Origin of the sequence: Candidatus Pelagibacter sp. (assembly GCF_052048095.1) — a bacterium.
Taxonomy (GTDB): Bacteria; Pseudomonadota; Alphaproteobacteria; order Pelagibacterales; family Pelagibacteraceae; genus Pelagibacter.
This window is the reverse complement of record NZ_JBNAKG010000001.1, coordinates 279,706-295,274: the sequence shown is the minus strand read 5'-3', so window position 1 is coordinate 295,274 and position 15,569 is coordinate 279,706. Positions and strand designations below refer to the sequence as shown.

15 protein-coding genes are annotated in these 15,569 nt (G+C 31.8%); 2 read left to right on the top strand and 13 right to left on the bottom strand.

Annotated features, from left to right (window positions below; all coding sequences use genetic code 11):
- Window positions 1-3: 3 nt before the first annotated feature.
- The gene (gene ffh, locus ACTT9P_RS01565; RefSeq protein ID WP_440908938.1) at window positions 4-1,365 is read right to left on the bottom strand and encodes a signal recognition particle protein; all 1,362 of its coding nucleotides are present in this window, start codon (window positions 1,363-1,365) and stop codon (window positions 4-6) included.
- Between the two features lie 160 nt (window positions 1,366-1,525).
- Here ffh and dapF point away from each other — a divergent pair, with 160 nt between their 5' ends.
- Complete coding sequence (gene dapF / locus ACTT9P_RS01560) at window positions 1,526-2,350, top strand: diaminopimelate epimerase (protein ID WP_440908937.1); 825 nt, start codon at window positions 1,526-1,528, stop codon at window positions 2,348-2,350.
- Window positions 2,350-3,267 carry a signal recognition particle-docking protein FtsY gene (gene ftsY / locus ACTT9P_RS01555; protein ID WP_440908936.1) on the top strand — a complete coding sequence of 306 codons (918 nt, stop codon included), beginning with the start codon at window positions 2,350-2,352 and terminating at the stop codon, window positions 3,265-3,267. The genes dapF and ftsY overlap by 1 nt, the downstream gene beginning before the upstream one ends.
- A 1-nt stretch (window position 3,268) precedes the next feature.
- On the opposite strand, the gene ACTT9P_RS01550 is transcribed toward ftsY, so the two are convergent.
- From ACTT9P_RS01550 to ACTT9P_RS01495, 12 genes are all read right to left on the bottom strand, one after another.
- Window positions 3,269-4,087 (bottom strand): alpha/beta hydrolase, encoded by an 819-nt coding sequence (locus ACTT9P_RS01550; RefSeq protein ID WP_440908935.1) that lies wholly within the window; start codon window positions 4,085-4,087, stop codon window positions 3,269-3,271.
- Entirely contained in the window at window positions 4,071-4,976 is a 906-nt protein-coding gene (locus ACTT9P_RS01545) for a DMT family transporter (RefSeq protein WP_440908934.1), read from the bottom strand. The genes ACTT9P_RS01550 and ACTT9P_RS01545 overlap by 17 nt, the downstream gene beginning before the upstream one ends.
- Before the next feature lie 11 nt (window positions 4,977-4,987).
- The gene (locus tag ACTT9P_RS01540) at window positions 4,988-5,164 is read right to left on the bottom strand and encodes a hypothetical protein (protein WP_440908933.1); all 177 of its coding nucleotides are present in this window, start codon (window positions 5,162-5,164) and stop codon (window positions 4,988-4,990) included.
- A gap of 2 nt (window positions 5,165-5,166) precedes the next feature.
- Window positions 5,167-6,495: an amidase gene (locus ACTT9P_RS01535; RefSeq protein WP_440908932.1), complete on the bottom strand. Its 1,329-nt coding sequence runs from the start codon at window positions 6,493-6,495 to the stop codon at window positions 5,167-5,169.
- 11 nt (window positions 6,496-6,506) lie between these two features.
- The gene (locus ACTT9P_RS01530) at window positions 6,507-7,868 is read right to left on the bottom strand and encodes a TRAP transporter large permease (RefSeq protein WP_440908931.1); all 1,362 of its coding nucleotides are present in this window, start codon (window positions 7,866-7,868) and stop codon (window positions 6,507-6,509) included.
- Window positions 7,858-8,448, bottom strand: a complete 591-nt coding sequence (locus ACTT9P_RS01525; RefSeq protein ID WP_440909960.1) for a TRAP transporter small permease subunit — start codon at window positions 8,446-8,448, stop codon at window positions 7,858-7,860. The genes ACTT9P_RS01530 and ACTT9P_RS01525 overlap by 11 nt, the downstream gene beginning before the upstream one ends.
- A 94-nt stretch (window positions 8,449-8,542) precedes the next feature.
- Window positions 8,543-9,703 (bottom strand): TRAP transporter substrate-binding protein, encoded by a 1,161-nt coding sequence (locus tag ACTT9P_RS01520; protein ID WP_440908930.1) that lies wholly within the window; start codon window positions 9,701-9,703, stop codon window positions 8,543-8,545.
- A gap of 124 nt (window positions 9,704-9,827) precedes the next feature.
- Window positions 9,828-10,634 carry a DUF4198 domain-containing protein gene (locus tag ACTT9P_RS01515; protein WP_440908929.1) on the bottom strand — a complete coding sequence of 269 codons (807 nt, stop codon included), beginning with the start codon at window positions 10,632-10,634 and terminating at the stop codon, window positions 9,828-9,830.
- Complete coding sequence (locus tag ACTT9P_RS01510; RefSeq protein ID WP_440908928.1) at window positions 10,591-11,544, bottom strand: 2-hydroxyacid dehydrogenase; 954 nt, start codon at window positions 11,542-11,544, stop codon at window positions 10,591-10,593. The genes ACTT9P_RS01515 and ACTT9P_RS01510 overlap by 44 nt, the downstream gene beginning before the upstream one ends.
- Before the next feature lie 7 nt (window positions 11,545-11,551).
- Window positions 11,552-12,841 (bottom strand): glycolate oxidase subunit GlcF, encoded by a 1,290-nt coding sequence (glcF, locus tag ACTT9P_RS01505; RefSeq protein ID WP_440908927.1) that lies wholly within the window; start codon window positions 12,839-12,841, stop codon window positions 11,552-11,554.
- Complete coding sequence (locus ACTT9P_RS01500; RefSeq protein ID WP_440908926.1) at window positions 12,841-14,121, bottom strand: FAD-binding protein; 1,281 nt, start codon at window positions 14,119-14,121, stop codon at window positions 12,841-12,843. Before ACTT9P_RS01500 ends, glcF begins: the two co-directional genes overlap by 1 nt.
- On the bottom strand, window positions 14,075-15,568 hold the full coding sequence (locus tag ACTT9P_RS01495) for an FAD-linked oxidase C-terminal domain-containing protein (protein ID WP_440908925.1): 1,494 nt from the start codon (window positions 15,566-15,568) through the stop codon (window positions 14,075-14,077). Before ACTT9P_RS01495 ends, ACTT9P_RS01500 begins: the two co-directional genes overlap by 47 nt.
- Window position 15,569 lies beyond the last annotated feature (1 nt).

Here is a 15,569-nt window from a genome sequence, read left to right as displayed (position 1 = left end):
CCTTTATTGTTTAAGTTGATTAAATAATTCTGGTGGAATTCCTTTGTCAGACATTCCTTTCAGATTTCCTTTTGACATCTTTTTCATCATTTCAGACATCATCTTAAATTGCTTTAGCAACTTATTGATAGTGGCTGGATCAGTTCCAGAACCATTAGCAATTCTTTTTTTTCGAGAACCATTAATTATTTTTGGATTCTCTCTTTCTTTTCTTGTCATTGATAAAATGATAGCTTCATTTTTTGTAATTATACTTTCATCTATTCCAGCAGCATCCATCTGTGATTTCATCTTTGAAACACCAGGCATAAAAGACATTATTCCTTCAATGCCTCCCATTTTTTTCATTTGTCTTAATTGTGATAAGTAATCTTCCATAGAAAATTGACCTTTTCTTAAATTTTCTTCTGCTTTTTTTATATTTTCTTCACCTAGATCCTGTGCCGCTTTTTCAACAAGAGAAACAATATCTCCCATTCCAAGTATCCTGTTAGCAATACGGTCAGGATGAAATACCTCAAAATTTTCAATTTTTTCACCAATCCCTAAAAATTTTATTGGCACTTCAGAGACATATTTCATACTTACTGCTGCTCCACCTCTTGCATCACCGTCTGCTCTAGTAAGGATAATTCCAGATAGATTTACTGTGCTTTTAAATTCTTTTGCAACTGATGCCGCAACTTGTCCTGTAAGAGAATCTGCAACTAATATAGTTTCTGAAGGACTTACAATACTTTCAATTTGTTTTATTTCAGACATCATTTGTAGATCTATTTGGGTTCTCCCAGCTGTATCGAAAAGGATTACCTCTGCACCATTTAGGTTCGCAGCACTAATAGCTCTTCTACATATATCTGCAGGTTGTTGGCCTTCAATAATTGGTAATGTTAAAATATTATTTTGCTCACCTAATGTTCTTAATTGTTCTTGAGCTGCAGGTCGATAGATATCCAAGCTGACCATCATTACTTTTTTCTTCTTATTTTCCTCAATAAATTTTGCAAGTTTGGCAGTTGTTGTAGTTTTTCCAGATCCTTGTAACCCAACCAACATCATCGGTACCGGTGGTACAGCATTAAGATTTAAATCTTGGTTGCTATCACCTAGAAAGTTAACCAATTCATCATAAACAATTTTTACGACCATATCTCCAGGTGAAGTTGATCTGATAATTTCTTGACCTAGAGCTTTTGGTTTAACTGTTTCTACAAATTGTTTTGCAACTTCCAATGAAACATCTGCTTCTAAAAGAGCTTGTCTAATACTTCTTAGTCCCTCATCCACTTGTTTTTCATCAAGTGAGGGTGCTTTTTTTAAAGAAGAAAAAATTTCTTCAAATTTATTTGTTAAATTTTCAAACATATTTATTACGCACAGCAGTAACCGCACTAGTGGGCGAACCCTCGCTGACTAGTGTCGATCTCTTTGTTACCAAAGACACCGCAAATTTAATGTTTTTGCGGAAACTCCCGCAACCTATAATAGAGGTTCAAAAAGTCAATAAATAAGTTAAAAAAGAAATATGAAGATTAAAGCTTATAAAATGGATGGTTTAGGCAATGATTTTGTAATTATAGATGCAAGAGAAAAAAATGTTGAACTAAACAAAGATCAAATAGTCAAGATTTGTGATAGAAATTTTATTGGTTGTGATCAACTAATTATTATTCAAAAAAATCAAAAAACAGACGCTTCTTTAATCTTTTATAATTCTGATGGCAGTATTTCTGGCGCTTGTGGAAATGGCACAAGATGTATCGCAGAATTTATTAATAAAGAAAACAATAAAGAAACAATCGTTTTAACAACTTCATCTGGCAATTTATCCTCAAAAATTTTAGGAAAAAAAATGGTAAGTACAGAAATTGGTATCCCAAAAACAAAATGGCAAGAAATCCCTTTGTCAAAAGAAATGGATACTAAAAATCTAAACATCAAAATTTTAGATAACAATAAAGAAGAGTTTTTTGGAGGAACTTCGGTAAATGTTGGAAATCCACATGTAATTTTTTTTGTAAATGATTTAACAAATTTTGACATATCTAAAATTGGGCCTGAATTAGAAACTTCAAATTTGTTTCCCGAAAAGTGCAATGTAACAATTGCTCAGAAAATCAATGATCGTCACCTTAAAGTTAATGTTTGGGAAAGAGGAGCAGGTCTTACTAAAGCATGTGGCACAGCAGCTTGTGCAACCGCTTATGCTAGTAAAATAAATAATCTTACCAACGATGAAACTGATATTGAATTTACTAGCGGGATTCTTTCAATATCTATTGATAAAAAAGATAGTATTCATATGAAAGGACCGGTCTCTGATATTCAAGAGATTAATTTTGAAATTTAATGGGTTTATTTGAAAAATTTAAAAGTGGTTTTAAAAAAAGTGCAGATGCATTTACATCTGGTCTAAAAGAAATAGTAGTAAAAAAAGAAATAGATGACAAAACACTTAATCAAATTGAAGATTATTTAATTTCATCAGATGTAGGAACTGTAGCTGCGTCAGAAATTAGGGAAATTATTTCTCAAAAAAAAATTGATCCGGGTAAAGAAATTTCTTCTGAAATAAATAAAATACTTAAAGATTATATTATTGATTTAATGAAGCCTCTTGAAAGCCAAGTCTTTTTTGAGAAAAAAGAAAAAATTAATATTGTTTTAATTTCTGGTGTAAATGGTGTGGGTAAAACAACTACTATAGGAAAAATAAGTAAAATCTTAAAATCTAAGGATAATAAAGTAATGCTAGCAGCAGCTGATACGTTTAGAGCAGCGGCAATAGAACAATTAGATAATTGGGCAAATAGAATTGATGTCGACATTACTAAATCCTCTCAAGGATCTGATCCTGCATCTATAGCTTATAAAGCGGTAGAAAAAGCAAAAGCAGAGAATTTTAATCAAGTGATAATTGATACCGCTGGAAGACTTCAAAATAAAAAAAACTTAATGGAAGAATATAAAAAAATTGCCAATGTAGTTAAAAAAATTGAACCTGATGCACCTAATGAGGTAATTTTGGTTCTCGATGCTACTTCTGGTCAAAATGTAATTAATCAAGTAGAAGAATTTAATAAAATAATTCCTGTCACTGGTCTTATTATGACAAAATTAGATGGAACAGCAAAAGGTGGGATACTCCTTGCAGTGTCTAAAAAATTTAAACTACCAATTATTGCTTTAGGTCTTGGTGAACAAGAGGACGATCTTCAAATATTTGAGTCTGATAAATTTGCTGAAGCATTCACAAATATTCAATAATTTATTTAAGAGTTTTAATAAATTTATTTAAAGTATCTAGTAAGTTTTGATCATATTCCATCATGTGATCATCTGTTTTTGTAGAATAAAAAAACTTAGGCTCATTTGCCATTTCATATAATTTTTTACCCATCCAATGAGGTACAATATTATCTTTTTCTCCATGCATTATTAATATAGGTGAATTAATGTTTTTGATTTTATCTTCATTTTTATATTTATCCTTCAAGAGAAGGTTAACAGGCACATATGGATAAAATATCTTGGCTGCATTAACCATTGAAGTAAAAGGAGTTTCTAAGATTACTGCTGCAAAATTTCTATCTTGTGCAAGATGCGTTGCTATACCTGTTCCTAAAGACTCTCCATAAAGAATTATATCTTCTTCCTTAATATTTTGTTCTATTAACCATTTTATTGCACTCAAACCATCTTCATATAAACCTTGCTCATTTGGTCTGCCTTGATTTTCACTAAAACCACGCCAAGCAATTATCAAAATGTTCAAATCCAAATTATCAAGGGCATTTAATTTATATATTCTGTTTTCCAACAAGCCTGCATTTCCATGAAAAAATAGCAGTGTTTTAAAATTATTTTTATCTTTCTCATAATACCAAGCATTAAGATTTAAATTATCAGATGTTGGTATTTTAATTTTTTCAATCTTTATTTTTAAATTTTCTCCAAAATAATTATTTTCATTTGGGTGATATAATAAGTTTCTTTGATAAAAATATAGAAACAATAACAACAAAATATAAACAGTTGGTATTACAATTAAAAAATACAAAAAAATATCCTTAAGTTTTTTTTTCATTATTTCTCTTTGCTAAGAAAACTCCAAAAAATACTAATATAGTCCCTATTAAATGATAAAATTCAAATTCTTCATCAAATAAAAAATAGCCATATACCGCTCCGTAAACAGTAAAAATATATAAAGTAAATCCTGTAATTGATGCACCTAATTTTTTTTGTGCCATCGTATATAAAGTAAAAGCTATTATGCCTGGAGAGATAGCAGCGAAAATTACCCACACAAAAAAATCTGAATTAAATTTAGTGGTCTCAAATATAAATTGCTCAATCAAATAGAATGGCATTAAACTAAATGCGCCAAATAAAGCAACTAATGTAAATCTTTGAAAAATTGCTAGCTCGGTTTTCCAATAAAATAAATAGATAGAATAAAGTGCCCAACCAATAGCGGCTCCCAGCATCCACAAGTCTCCTACGGTGAATTTTAAATTAACAAGTAGATTAAAATCACCTTTGATGATGATAGCAAAAACACCAATTAAACAAGATACGAGACCAACAAATCTTAAAGAATTAATTTTTTCATTAAAAAAAAAATATGAAATTATAATTATAAATACTGGCGAGGATGTATAAATAATTCCCATATTTGTGATTGTAGTTGTTTCACCAGCTAAAAAAGGGAATGCTCCACAAACACCGCATCCCATGGCACCTAAAAAAAATAGTTGCTTAAACTCTTTCTTAATCGTTTGAAAATTTTTTATCAACAAAGGAGCAGTAAAAGGTAAAAGAATTAACACTACCGATATCCATCTCCAAAATGCTAATGAAATTGGTGGAACATATTCCACACCACCTCTTGCAACAACTAGATTGCTAGCCATAAAAATTGGCTGAATTAATAAAAGTGAATATGCAAAAAAATTTTGACTTTTCTCTTTCAATTTAAAGAAAATTAACTTTTATCAAAAAAAGCTTCGTAGACCATCATAATGATTGCGGCAACCATCAAAATATAAACTGGTAATACATCTAAAAAACCAATCATCATTGATCTTGTAAGCGTAGTTGCTAATCCAACTAAAAAAAATACAGCAAAAGATAATCCAATTATTGTTGTTATTTTATTCATAATTATTCTTTACACTCCTTTTCTAACCAGTTCGCTACACCTAAAAATCGGTGATCGTCATATTTATCACCAATCATTTGTACGCCCAATGGTAAATTATTTTCTCCTTCAAGTAAAGGAAGAGATATACATGGCGTGCCCATATAAGACCAAACTTTGTTAAACTCAGCTGTGCCTGTACTCTTTAATCCTTTAGGTGCAACGCCAGGACTAGATGGTGACAAGATGCCGTGATAATCCTCAAATACTTCCTGGTAAGATTCATAACTTCTTTTCATAAAATCGATAGCTTCTGCGTATTCTTTAGCTGAATGTTTGTTGCCATTAGCAATTGCATCTTGCATATATTTAGAAAGTTTCTTTTTATATTTTTTATAATAAACAGAAAAATTATTTGCTAGATCAGTTTCATGAATTATCTGATGGTATTTATGAATATCTTTAAAATAAGAAGGAGTATCAAATACTTCAATATTTTTTGGAAATGACTTTATAAAATATTCAAATGCCCCTTGGGATTTTTTATCAATTAATTTCCAATGTTCAGTTTTATAAAAAATAAATTTTGGTTCAAATAAAGGTCCCTTTTTTGTCTCTTCTACAAAATTAGAAGCTGAATAATGAATTGTTGCAGGATCATATTTATCCTTTTTAATTAATACTTTTGCCAACATAGCAACATCTTCGACCGATCTTCCAAATACACCCATATGATCAAGATTATAAGATGTTCGCAAAACTCCATTTCGAGAGATCAATCCATAAGTTGGCTTATAACCAACCACACCACAATAAGAAGCCGGTCTAATTATTGAACCACCTGTTTGAGATCCAATTGAAACTGGTGCCATAAAAGATGCTACAGCTGCTGCTGAACCGCTTGATGAACCACCTGGTGTTCTTGAATTGTCATGAGGATTAGTCGTGTTTGATGGTCCTAAAAATGCTAGTTCTGAAGTTGCAGTTTTGCCCATCACTAATGCGCCTGCTGAATGCAGCATATCAATTATTTCAGCATTTTGAGAATAAGACTTACCTTTCCTAATTACAGTTCCACATTCAGTAGGCATATCAATTGTTCCGATAATATCTTTTACTGCAACAGGCACCCCATGAAGAGAACCCAATGGTTTTCCGGATTTTCTATGTTCGTCAGCTTCTTCTGCTTTTTCTAATAAAACTTTTTTATCAAAATGGGCCCAAGCTTTTATTTCTTTGTCAAATTTTTCAATTCTTTCTATAAAAGCTTTACAAACATCCACTGAAGATAAGTGAGCGTCTTTTATTTTAGATGCTAATTGTTCTAAGCTTAAAGAAATAATTTCTGACATTTAAAAACGACTTAATTTGCGAATAATGTTTCTGGTAACCATAGGGCAATACCTGGGAAAATATACATTAAGACCATAGCAAAAATAACAATTGCTAAAAAAGGCATAATCCCTCTAAAAATATCCATCAATTCAACATTTTTGGACTGAACACCTTTCAAATAATATGCGGACATCGCCATCGGTGGAGTTAAAAATGAAGTTTGAAGATTTAAAGCAATCAACATTGCAAAGAAATATGGATTTACCCCAAAAAATTCTACTAGTGGTAAAAATATAGGTACAAATATAATTAAAATTTCTGTCCATTCTAAAGGCCATCCTAATAAAAATATTATCAATTGAGTAATAATTAAGAACTGCCAAGGTTGTAAGTTAAGAGATTTAAAGAAATGTTCAAAAACTTCATGACCTCCCAGATAAGAAAATACTGATGCAAAAGTCCAAGATCCAATAAACAGCCACATAATCATAGCAGTTGTTTTTGCAGTTAAAAACACAGACTCTTTAAAATTTTTCCACTTTAAAGTTTTGTAAAAATAAGAGAGTACTAATGAACCAAATGCTCCTACAGCTGCTGCTTCTGCGGGTGTTGCTATACCAGCTAAGATAGTTCCTAAAACTAAAATTATTAATGAAAACAACGGTAAGAAAGAAACTAAAACTTCTTTCATAATAACTGCCGTTGGGGGTATCTCTTCAGCCTTTGGTTTTGGTGCAATTGAAGGATTAAAGTAAGCTCGTGTTATTGCATAAATAATATAAAGACCAGCTAACATTAGTCCTGGAAAGATAGCTGCCGCAAAAAGTCTTAGTGGTGATAATTGTGCAATTACAGAATAAACAATAAGCATTATACTTGGTGGAATTAAAATACCAAGACATCCTCCTGAACAAATTATTCCGGATGCAAATTTTTTATCATAACCTGCTTTGACCATTGCAGGCCAGGCTAACAATCCCATTAAAGTTACAACAGCACCGATGATCCCTGTTGCTGTTGAAAAAAGTGCACATGTAATAAGTGCAGCTACAGCCATTGAAGCTGGTAGTTTGTGAGATGCTAATCTAATTGCAAAAAACAACTTGGCTACAATTCCTGCTCTTTCAACAAGATAACCCATAAATAAAAATAAGGGGACTGCAGTCAATACATTATTGTCCATCACTGTATAGGTGTTTTGAACAAAAAGTTGGAATATCCTGTTATCAAAAAGATGTTCCATTTTAGTTGGATCAAAATAAGCGTAATAACCAAAGCCTAATCCCATTGCCATTAATGTGAAAGCAATTGGAAAGCCTAATAATACCGCAAACAGAAATAATCCCATCATCATGATTGCGATTTCAGGATTTGTTAAACTAAACAACATCTTTGTTATTTCCTTCCTGAGAAGTTCTCATTAATAATTTTTCTGTTTCTTCAGCATCACCTTGTGTAGATCTTTCAGGCCAAGATCCTGTTTGAATACAAATAATACATCTGAAGACTTCTGCAACACCCTGCAGAGACAGAAGTGCGCCTGATAAAGGTATTAATGATTTTGCCATATAAATTTGAATTTGAGCAGGACTGTTCCAGCTCGTTTCTTTTATCTTCCAGGCAAGTGCTGCATATTCATAACCATAAAACGCTAAAGCTAATACACCTGGAAAAAAGAAGATTATAAATAATACTAAGTCAATCCACGCCTGAGTTCGTTGTGAAAACAATCTGTAAATGACATCTCCTCTTACATGTGCCTCTGTACATAAAGTATATGCACCAGCCATCATAAATATTGCTCCATACATTTGAAGACTAAAATCAAAATTCCATAAAGTAGGTGCATTTAAAACATATGCCATGAAAACTTCATAGCAGGTTCCACCCATTAAAATCACAATACACCAAGAAAATGCTTTCCCCATTGAAACACTCAAACGGTCAGCAAATTTAATGTAGGATCTCATCATAAATTGTAATTAATAAAGTATTGTTCTTAATAATCAAATAAAAAAGGGGGGCAAATGCCCCCCTCTCTTTAAATCAGTTTAATTAAACTAACTACAGTTTAACTTTTCCAATTGGACCAAACTCATTTTCATACGCAAGTTTGTAGTTCGGCTGATTCATCAGTAAGTATTTCATTACTCTCTTAGCGTAAGCTTTTTGTGAATCAACGATCTTCTTAAAGAATGGATCTTTCTTATTGAAATCACCAATTACTTTATCCCAACCTTTTAATTGCTCAGCTAGGATCTCGTCCGATGTTTGATAAACATTTACTTTGTGCTCGTTCATTAACTTAGCTAAGTCAGCTGAGTATCTTACAAGAGCTTTAAAGTAGTTATCACTGTTTGCAGCGTAAGCAGCATTTTTCAATATTGCTTGGTGTGCAGGTGATAAGCTATTGTATGTTTTTTTGTTAACTGGAATTTCAAACATCTCTTGTGATTGGTGGAAGCTTCCTAAGTGATAATGCTTAGAAACGTCTTGCATACCAAACTGAGAGTCTGAAGTAGGGTTGTTAAACTCAGCAGCTTCAATCAAACCAGTTTTCATAGCTGGCTGAATTTCACCACCTGGTAATTGTCTAACTACCATTCCCATTGCAGTAAGAACGTTAGTTGCAAGACCAACTGTTCTGTACTTCATGCCTTTTACGTCAGACGCTTTAGTTACGTTCTTTTTAAACCAACCGAAAGGCTGAGCAGGCATTGGCATATGGAAGAAACCTACGTAATCGAAACCTACTTTTGCTAAAGTTTCATCGTAAAGTTTTCTACCTCCACCGTACTCCATCCATCCCATTACTTCTTGAGATGACATTCCGTATGATGGACCAGTTCCGAATAAAGAAGCAGCAGCGTTCTTACCGTACCAGTATGCAGTCACCCAGTGACCCATATCTACTACACCTGAACTTACCGCTTGTCCGATTTCAGAAGTTTTTACAACTGCACCAACTGGCTGTAGATCGATCTGTAAAGATCCACCTGACATTTCTTTAACCATGTTACAGTAGTCCCCTGCCATTTCAAAAAAGATGTTTGCACCTGATGGCCATGCAGCTTGCATCTTTAATACTTTAGCGTGAGAACCAGCAGTTGCGATGTTTGGCATAGCAACTGTTGCTGCAGCTACAGCACCAGCTTTAGCAGCAGTCTTAAAGAACTTACGTCTTGAAGAAGTTGAATTCTTCAATGATTTTTTTTCTTTAATCATATTTCTCCTTGTTATTTTTAGTTAATTAACCAGCGGGCATCTAATCAAAATACCAATGTGGAATCAATCTATTAAACAACTTATAGGGCGTAATATAAAATTATTATACAACCTTAGAGTGTATTTAATTACTTAATGTAAGACTTGCCCAATAACTTACCCAATCAGAACTCAATTGCAGCTTTGGTTTTTCTTTTGTTTGAAAAACATAAACAGAATTTATTAAATAAGTTCTGTCTTTAAATCTAGTTACATTGAAGTTTCCATTTTTATCCGTTTTTAATTTTTCAGAAAAAATTTTATTATTTTTATCTTTGCTAAAAATTTCTACTGGCCAGTTTTTAACAGCTACACCATCGAGAAAAATACCAAGTTTTAATAGGTTTTGATTAGATTTATCTTTAACTATTATTTCAAAATCTAATGTGGGTTTTTCAACAAAGAACCCTGAGTTGTTAAAATTTAAAATTGTTTTAGCAAATCTTTTATAATACTCTGTTGGTATCTTGTTTCGATCATAATCTTTAATAATTTCAGTTAAATTTTGTTCCTCTAGAAAATTTTCAAAACCTTTTAAACTTCGATATTTAAGAAGTGTAAAATTATTTACATAGGTAATGATATTAAATTTTTCAGATAAATTTAAATTAAAAGCTGGAAAGCTACCATCTTCTTGTTCAAGGTTTATCCTGCCTTCTTTATTGCTTTCTTTATATAATTTATCTCTAAATTTTTTTTTAAAACCAAATTCTGTTCCTATAAATCCAGTTCCAATTTTAATATGAATAATTGAGTTATTAGAGCTTGTATTAAAACTTTCTGGTTCCAACCAAAACTCATGTGCAGATAGGTTAATAGGAAATAAAATTATCGCTACAGCGATAAAATTAATTAACTTTGTTTTTGCAATTACCAGTTTTAAAAAATTCATCGATGTTATCGATTGCTAGGTCACCCATTGCTATTCTAGTATCTTTGGTAGCGCTACCTAAGTGAGGTAAAATAAAAACAGACTTAATTTTATTATATCCAGGATTTAAATTGGGTTCGTTTTTATAAACATCTAAACCAGCTGCATAAATCTTACGTCTGTTTAAAGCATCTATCAAAGCTTCATCATCAACTATATCACCTCTTGCAACATTGGTAATAACTGCTCCCTTGGGAAAGTATTCAACTGTTTCTTTGTTAATCATGTTTTCAGTTTCTTTTGTAGCTGGACAACAAATTGAAAGAACATCTGATACAGAAAACAAACTTTTGATATTGTCATGATAAACAGCGCCTTGCTCTTTCTCCTCACTCAACTTTGATCTGTTATGATAATGAATTACCATTCCTAAAGATCTTGCGATATTTGCAATTTTTTGACCTATACGACCCATGCCAAGAATACCTAATCGTGTGCCTGTTAATTGTTTTCCAATTAAATAATCGGCTGACCATTTCCATCCACCTTCTCTAGCAGACTCAATTCCTTCAGCAGCTCTTCTGCATGCACCTAAAATTAATAATATTCCAATTTCTGCTGTTGCATCTGATAAAACTTCTGGTGTATTTGTAACAGCTATACCTCTTTTTTTTGCTGCTTCTAAATCTACATTTCCAAAACCAACTGCAAAATTAGAAATAATCTTTATCGACTCTGGAAGTTTATTAATTGTATCAGCATCCATTTTTTCAGTTAACGATGATAAAATTCCATCACAGCCTTCACTCATCTCTATTATTTTTGATTGAGAGTATAGCTCATCGTTAGTATTAAATTTTGCATCAAATAATTTTGCTGCTTTGTCTTCGCTTTCTCTGATGAGTTTTCTAGTAATTAAAATTTTTTTCATAACTATCCTACTTTAAAATTTCTGGTTTTGGTCCTCCTGTATACCAATCTAATACTTCTATAGTATGTAAAATTGGAACTTTAGTACCATGAGATATTTGTGTGATACAACCTATATTTCCTGTTGAAATAAAATCAGGACTCAAGCTTTCTATATTATTAACCTTTTTTGTTAAAAGTTGTTTGGCAATTTTAGATTGCAAAATATTATATGTTCCAGCAGACCCACAACAAATATGGCCTTCTGGTATCTCTAAAATCTCATTATTTGTTTTCTCAAGTAAAGAGATTGGTTGAGTGTGAACATTTTGCCCATGTTGCATTGAACAAGCTGAATGGTAAGCAACTTTATATTTTTTATCTTTCGGTTTGATATTCAATTTTAAACTCTCAAAAAGATACTCAGTTATATCTTTTGTTAATGATGAAACTAATTTAGCTTTTTTACTTAATTCTTTATCATCTCTAAAAATGAAACCATAATCTTTCATTGTAGTGCCACATCCAGAAGTATTTGATAAAATAGCATCTAGATTTCCTTTTTGATGTTCGTCATACCAAGTATTTATATTATTTTTAAAATCAGCATGCGCATCTTCTTCTTTTCCAAGATGATGATTTAGTGAACCACAACATCTAATTTTTTTAGGTACAACAACTTCAACACCATGTCTATTTAGTAATCGAATTGTTGCTTCATTAATTTGAGGTGAAATTTCTTTTTGCACACAACCAGTTAATAAGGCAACCCTTGCTACTTTTTGTTTCCCCTTAGCTTTGTAAATTTCTTGGATTGGTAAAGATTTTTTTGGAAAAGTTGTTGGCATTAAATCTATCATGTCTCTAATTCGTGATGGCAATAAAAATTTAAATGGCTTAATTAACTTAACGCCATAACTTGATAACTTAAAAAGTTTTACATTAGGCAATGTAATAGATAAAAAATATCTTAATAAATTGTCAAACAAAGGTCTTTTGTAATTTTTTTCTATATATTTCTTCCCATGATCTATTACATGCATATAGTTTACGCCTGCAGGACACGTGGTCATGCAGCTGTAACAAGACAAACATCTATCAATATGCTTAACAACTTTTTCATTGGGTTTTTTGTTATTCTCAAGCATATCTTTAATAAGATAAATCCTGCCTCTTGGCCCATCTAGCTCATCACCTAGAATTTGATGCGTGGGACATGTTGCATTACACATTCCACAGTGAACACATTTCTTAAATATTTTTTCTGTAGATTTGATATCTGAATCTTCAAGTTGTGGTTCTGTAAAATTTGTTTGCATTAAATTCCTCTATACATTTTGCCTGGATTAAAAACTCTTTTAGGATCAAAACTTTCTTTAATCTTTTCAGAGATAATTAGTCTAGTCTTATCTATTGTAAATATAGTTTCTTCGTAATCATATTCCTGGCTAGGTTTAATTACGGTTAAATAACCCCCCAACTTAATGGCTAAATCCTTTATTTCTTTAACCTCGTTATTTTTTTTTGATGGAACATCTATCCAAAATAAAGCTCCACACCAATCAATGTAATATTTAAACTTATTTCCCAAACATTTCATCATCTCAGTACCTGAAGCTGGTTCAATAACTAAACGAATTAAATTATTTTTTGTTTCTGAAAACAGCTCTAAATTATTTACTTTCTTCCAAAAAAATTCTGATTGATGGCTTTCAAGGATAACGCTTTTAAATTTGTTTAGTTCTATCTCTTTAGTAATAGCTTTAATTTTTTCACCAACAGAAATTTTATCCCCTTCTAATCTTAAAGCTAAAAAAGAATTTTTTATTGCTAGATCATTAAATTTAAAAACATCATCTTTGTTTTTATTAATATTAATGTCTTCAGGTTCGTTTGGAATATATATTGCACCTGATATTTCACTGCTAGATTCTGAAACTTTATCAAAAATATCATAAACAGTTTTATCTTTATCAACATCTATTACGATTGTATTAGAGATCTTTTTTTTTGGTAAAACTTTAAGTGTGATCTCAGTCAAGGCTACTAAAGTTCCAAAAGAACCTGCAACTAATTTTGATAAATCATAACCAGTTACATTTTTAACAACTGTTCCTCCTGATTTAATAATTTCTCCTTTACCATTAACGCCTCTAAAACCTAATACATGATCTCTTACGCTTCCTACTTTGAATCTTCTTGATCCTGCGTAATTACACGCAAGCAAGCCTCCTATTGTGCCTTTGTTGGATTTACCTGTTTCGATATAACCAAAATCGATTATTTCAAATGCAAGTTCTTGCTCATTTTTTTCTAATTCTTTTTCGATTTCTTCTATAGGCGTGTTTGCTTTTACTTTTATGTAAAGCTCCTCAGGAAAATATTCAACGATGCCAGACAATTTTGACATTGATATTTTATTTGCTGCTTGAGTTTTATTTCCAATAAATTTTTTTGAATTTGTACCGGTGATTTCTGCAGACAAATTTTTATCAAACAATTCTTTAACAAGGGTTGCAACCTCGTTTTCATCGTTTGGGAAATAAGTATTATTAGAATCTTGGAAGATCTGGGAATTTGTTCTTACTTGTGTGGACATGAACCCTTCCTTCCTCTGCACATTTTCTTAATATTGGATAAACTTTTCCTGGATTTAATAAATTTTTCTCGTCCAAAGATTTTTTAATATCTAACTGTTGTTGGATATCCGTGTTGTTAAACATTTCACACATTAATTCTCTTTTTTCTATTCCAACACCGTGCTCACCTGTTATTACACCACCAAGTTTAACACACGTTTTAAGTATTTCTGCACCAAACTCTTCTGTTTTTCTCAACTGTTCTTTATCGCTTCCATCAAACATTATTAAAGGGTGTAAATTTCCATCTCCTGCATGAAAACAATTTGCAACTGGTAAATTATATTTTTCTGAAAGTTTTTTTATTTCTAATAAAGCTTCTGCTAATTTTCCTCTTGGGATTACTCCATCCATGCAATAATAATCTGGCGCCATTGCACCACAAGCAGGAAATGCTGCTTTTCTGCCTGCCCAAAACTTTAATCTTTCTTGCTCATTTTTACTAAGCTTTAAACTAGAGCAATTATTTTTTTTTGAAATTTCACTTACTTTTTTTAACAGTTCATTTACTTCTGACTCTGTTCCATCAAGCTCTACAATCAATAACAACTCTGCATCTCTTGGATATCCAGCTTTACTAAAGTTATCAGTAGCCTCGATTAATGCTTTATCCATAATTTCCATTCCGGCTGGAACTATGCCGCTAGAAATGATTTCTGATGCTGCATCGCCACCTTCTTTAATTGTTGGAAAACCGATCAGTGCTGCTTTAACCACCTGAGGTTTTTTTAAAATTTTTACCGTTACTTCTGTTACAACTCCTAACAAACCCTCAGAACCACAAATTAATCCCATCAAATCATAACCTTCTTGATCTAATGTTTTGCCACCAAATCTACAGATAGTTCCATCCATCATTACCATCTCAACACCAAGAATATTATTTGTAGTTGTTCCATATTTTAATGAGTGAACTCCACCTGAATTTTCAGCCACATTCCCTCCGATTGAACAAGCTAATTGACTTGATGGGTCTGGTGCATAATAAAAACCTTTATGTTGGACAGCGTGTGTAATTCCTAAATTTGTTACACCAGGTTGCGTAACAACACATTTATTTGGAAAGTCTATATTCAAAATTTTATTAAATTTTCCTAAACCTAAAATCACAGCATCCTGTAAAGGTAGAGCTCCTCCCGATAAACCTGTGCCAGCTCCTCTTGGAATAACTTTAATATTTTCCTTATGACAGTATTTAAGTATCTCACTCACTTCATTTGTATTCTCAGGTAAAACTACTGCTAAAGGTGTTTGTGTATATGCAGCCAAAGCATCTGTCTCGTAAGGTTTTATCTCATCTGCATGACTCAAAACATTTTCTGGATTTGTGAGCTTACATAAATTTTTAACAATAGAGTTTTTATTATCTATCGTTTTTTGATCGATATCTGGTAAAGCTAACTCCATG

Bases quoted from the DNA above. Each gene is read 5' to 3' on its own strand.
- ftsY (WP_440908936.1), top strand. From the start codon at position 2,350: ATGGGTTTATTTGAAAAATTTAAAAGTGGTTTTAAAAAAAGTGCAGAT.
- ACTT9P_RS01530 (WP_440908931.1), bottom strand. From the start codon at position 7,868: ATGTTGTTTAGTTTAACAAATCCTGAAATCGCAATCATGATGATGGGA.
- ACTT9P_RS01515 (WP_440908929.1), bottom strand. From the start codon at position 10,634: ATGAATTTTTTAAAACTGGTAATTGCAAAAACAAAGTTAATTAATTTT.
- ACTT9P_RS01495 (WP_440908925.1), bottom strand. From the start codon at position 15,568: ATGGAGTTAGCTTTACCAGATATCGATCAAAAAACGATAGATAATAAA.
- ffh (WP_440908938.1), bottom strand. From the start codon at position 1,365: ATGTTTGAAAATTTAACAAATAAATTTGAAGAAATTTTTTCTTCTTTA.
- ACTT9P_RS01500 (WP_440908926.1), bottom strand. From the start codon at position 14,121: ATGTCCACACAAGTAAGAACAAATTCCCAGATCTTCCAAGATTCTAAT.
- ACTT9P_RS01525 (WP_440909960.1), bottom strand. From the start codon at position 8,448: ATGAGATCCTACATTAAATTTGCTGACCGTTTGAGTGTTTCAATGGGG.
- ACTT9P_RS01510 (WP_440908928.1), bottom strand. From the start codon at position 11,544: ATGAAAAAAATTTTAATTACTAGAAAACTCATCAGAGAAAGCGAAGAC.
- dapF (WP_440908937.1), top strand. From the start codon at position 1,526: ATGAAGATTAAAGCTTATAAAATGGATGGTTTAGGCAATGATTTTGTA.
- ACTT9P_RS01535 (WP_440908932.1), bottom strand. From the start codon at position 6,495: ATGTCAGAAATTATTTCTTTAAGCTTAGAACAATTAGCATCTAAAATA.
- ACTT9P_RS01550 (WP_440908935.1), bottom strand. From the start codon at position 4,087: ATGAAAAAAAAACTTAAGGATATTTTTTTGTATTTTTTAATTGTAATA.
- ACTT9P_RS01520 (WP_440908930.1), bottom strand. From the start codon at position 9,703: ATGATTAAAGAAAAAAAATCATTGAAGAATTCAACTTCTTCAAGACGT.
- ACTT9P_RS01540 (WP_440908933.1), bottom strand. From the start codon at position 5,164: ATGAATAAAATAACAACAATAATTGGATTATCTTTTGCTGTATTTTTT.
- glcF (WP_440908927.1), bottom strand. From the start codon at position 12,841: ATGCAAACAAATTTTACAGAACCACAACTTGAAGATTCAGATATCAAA.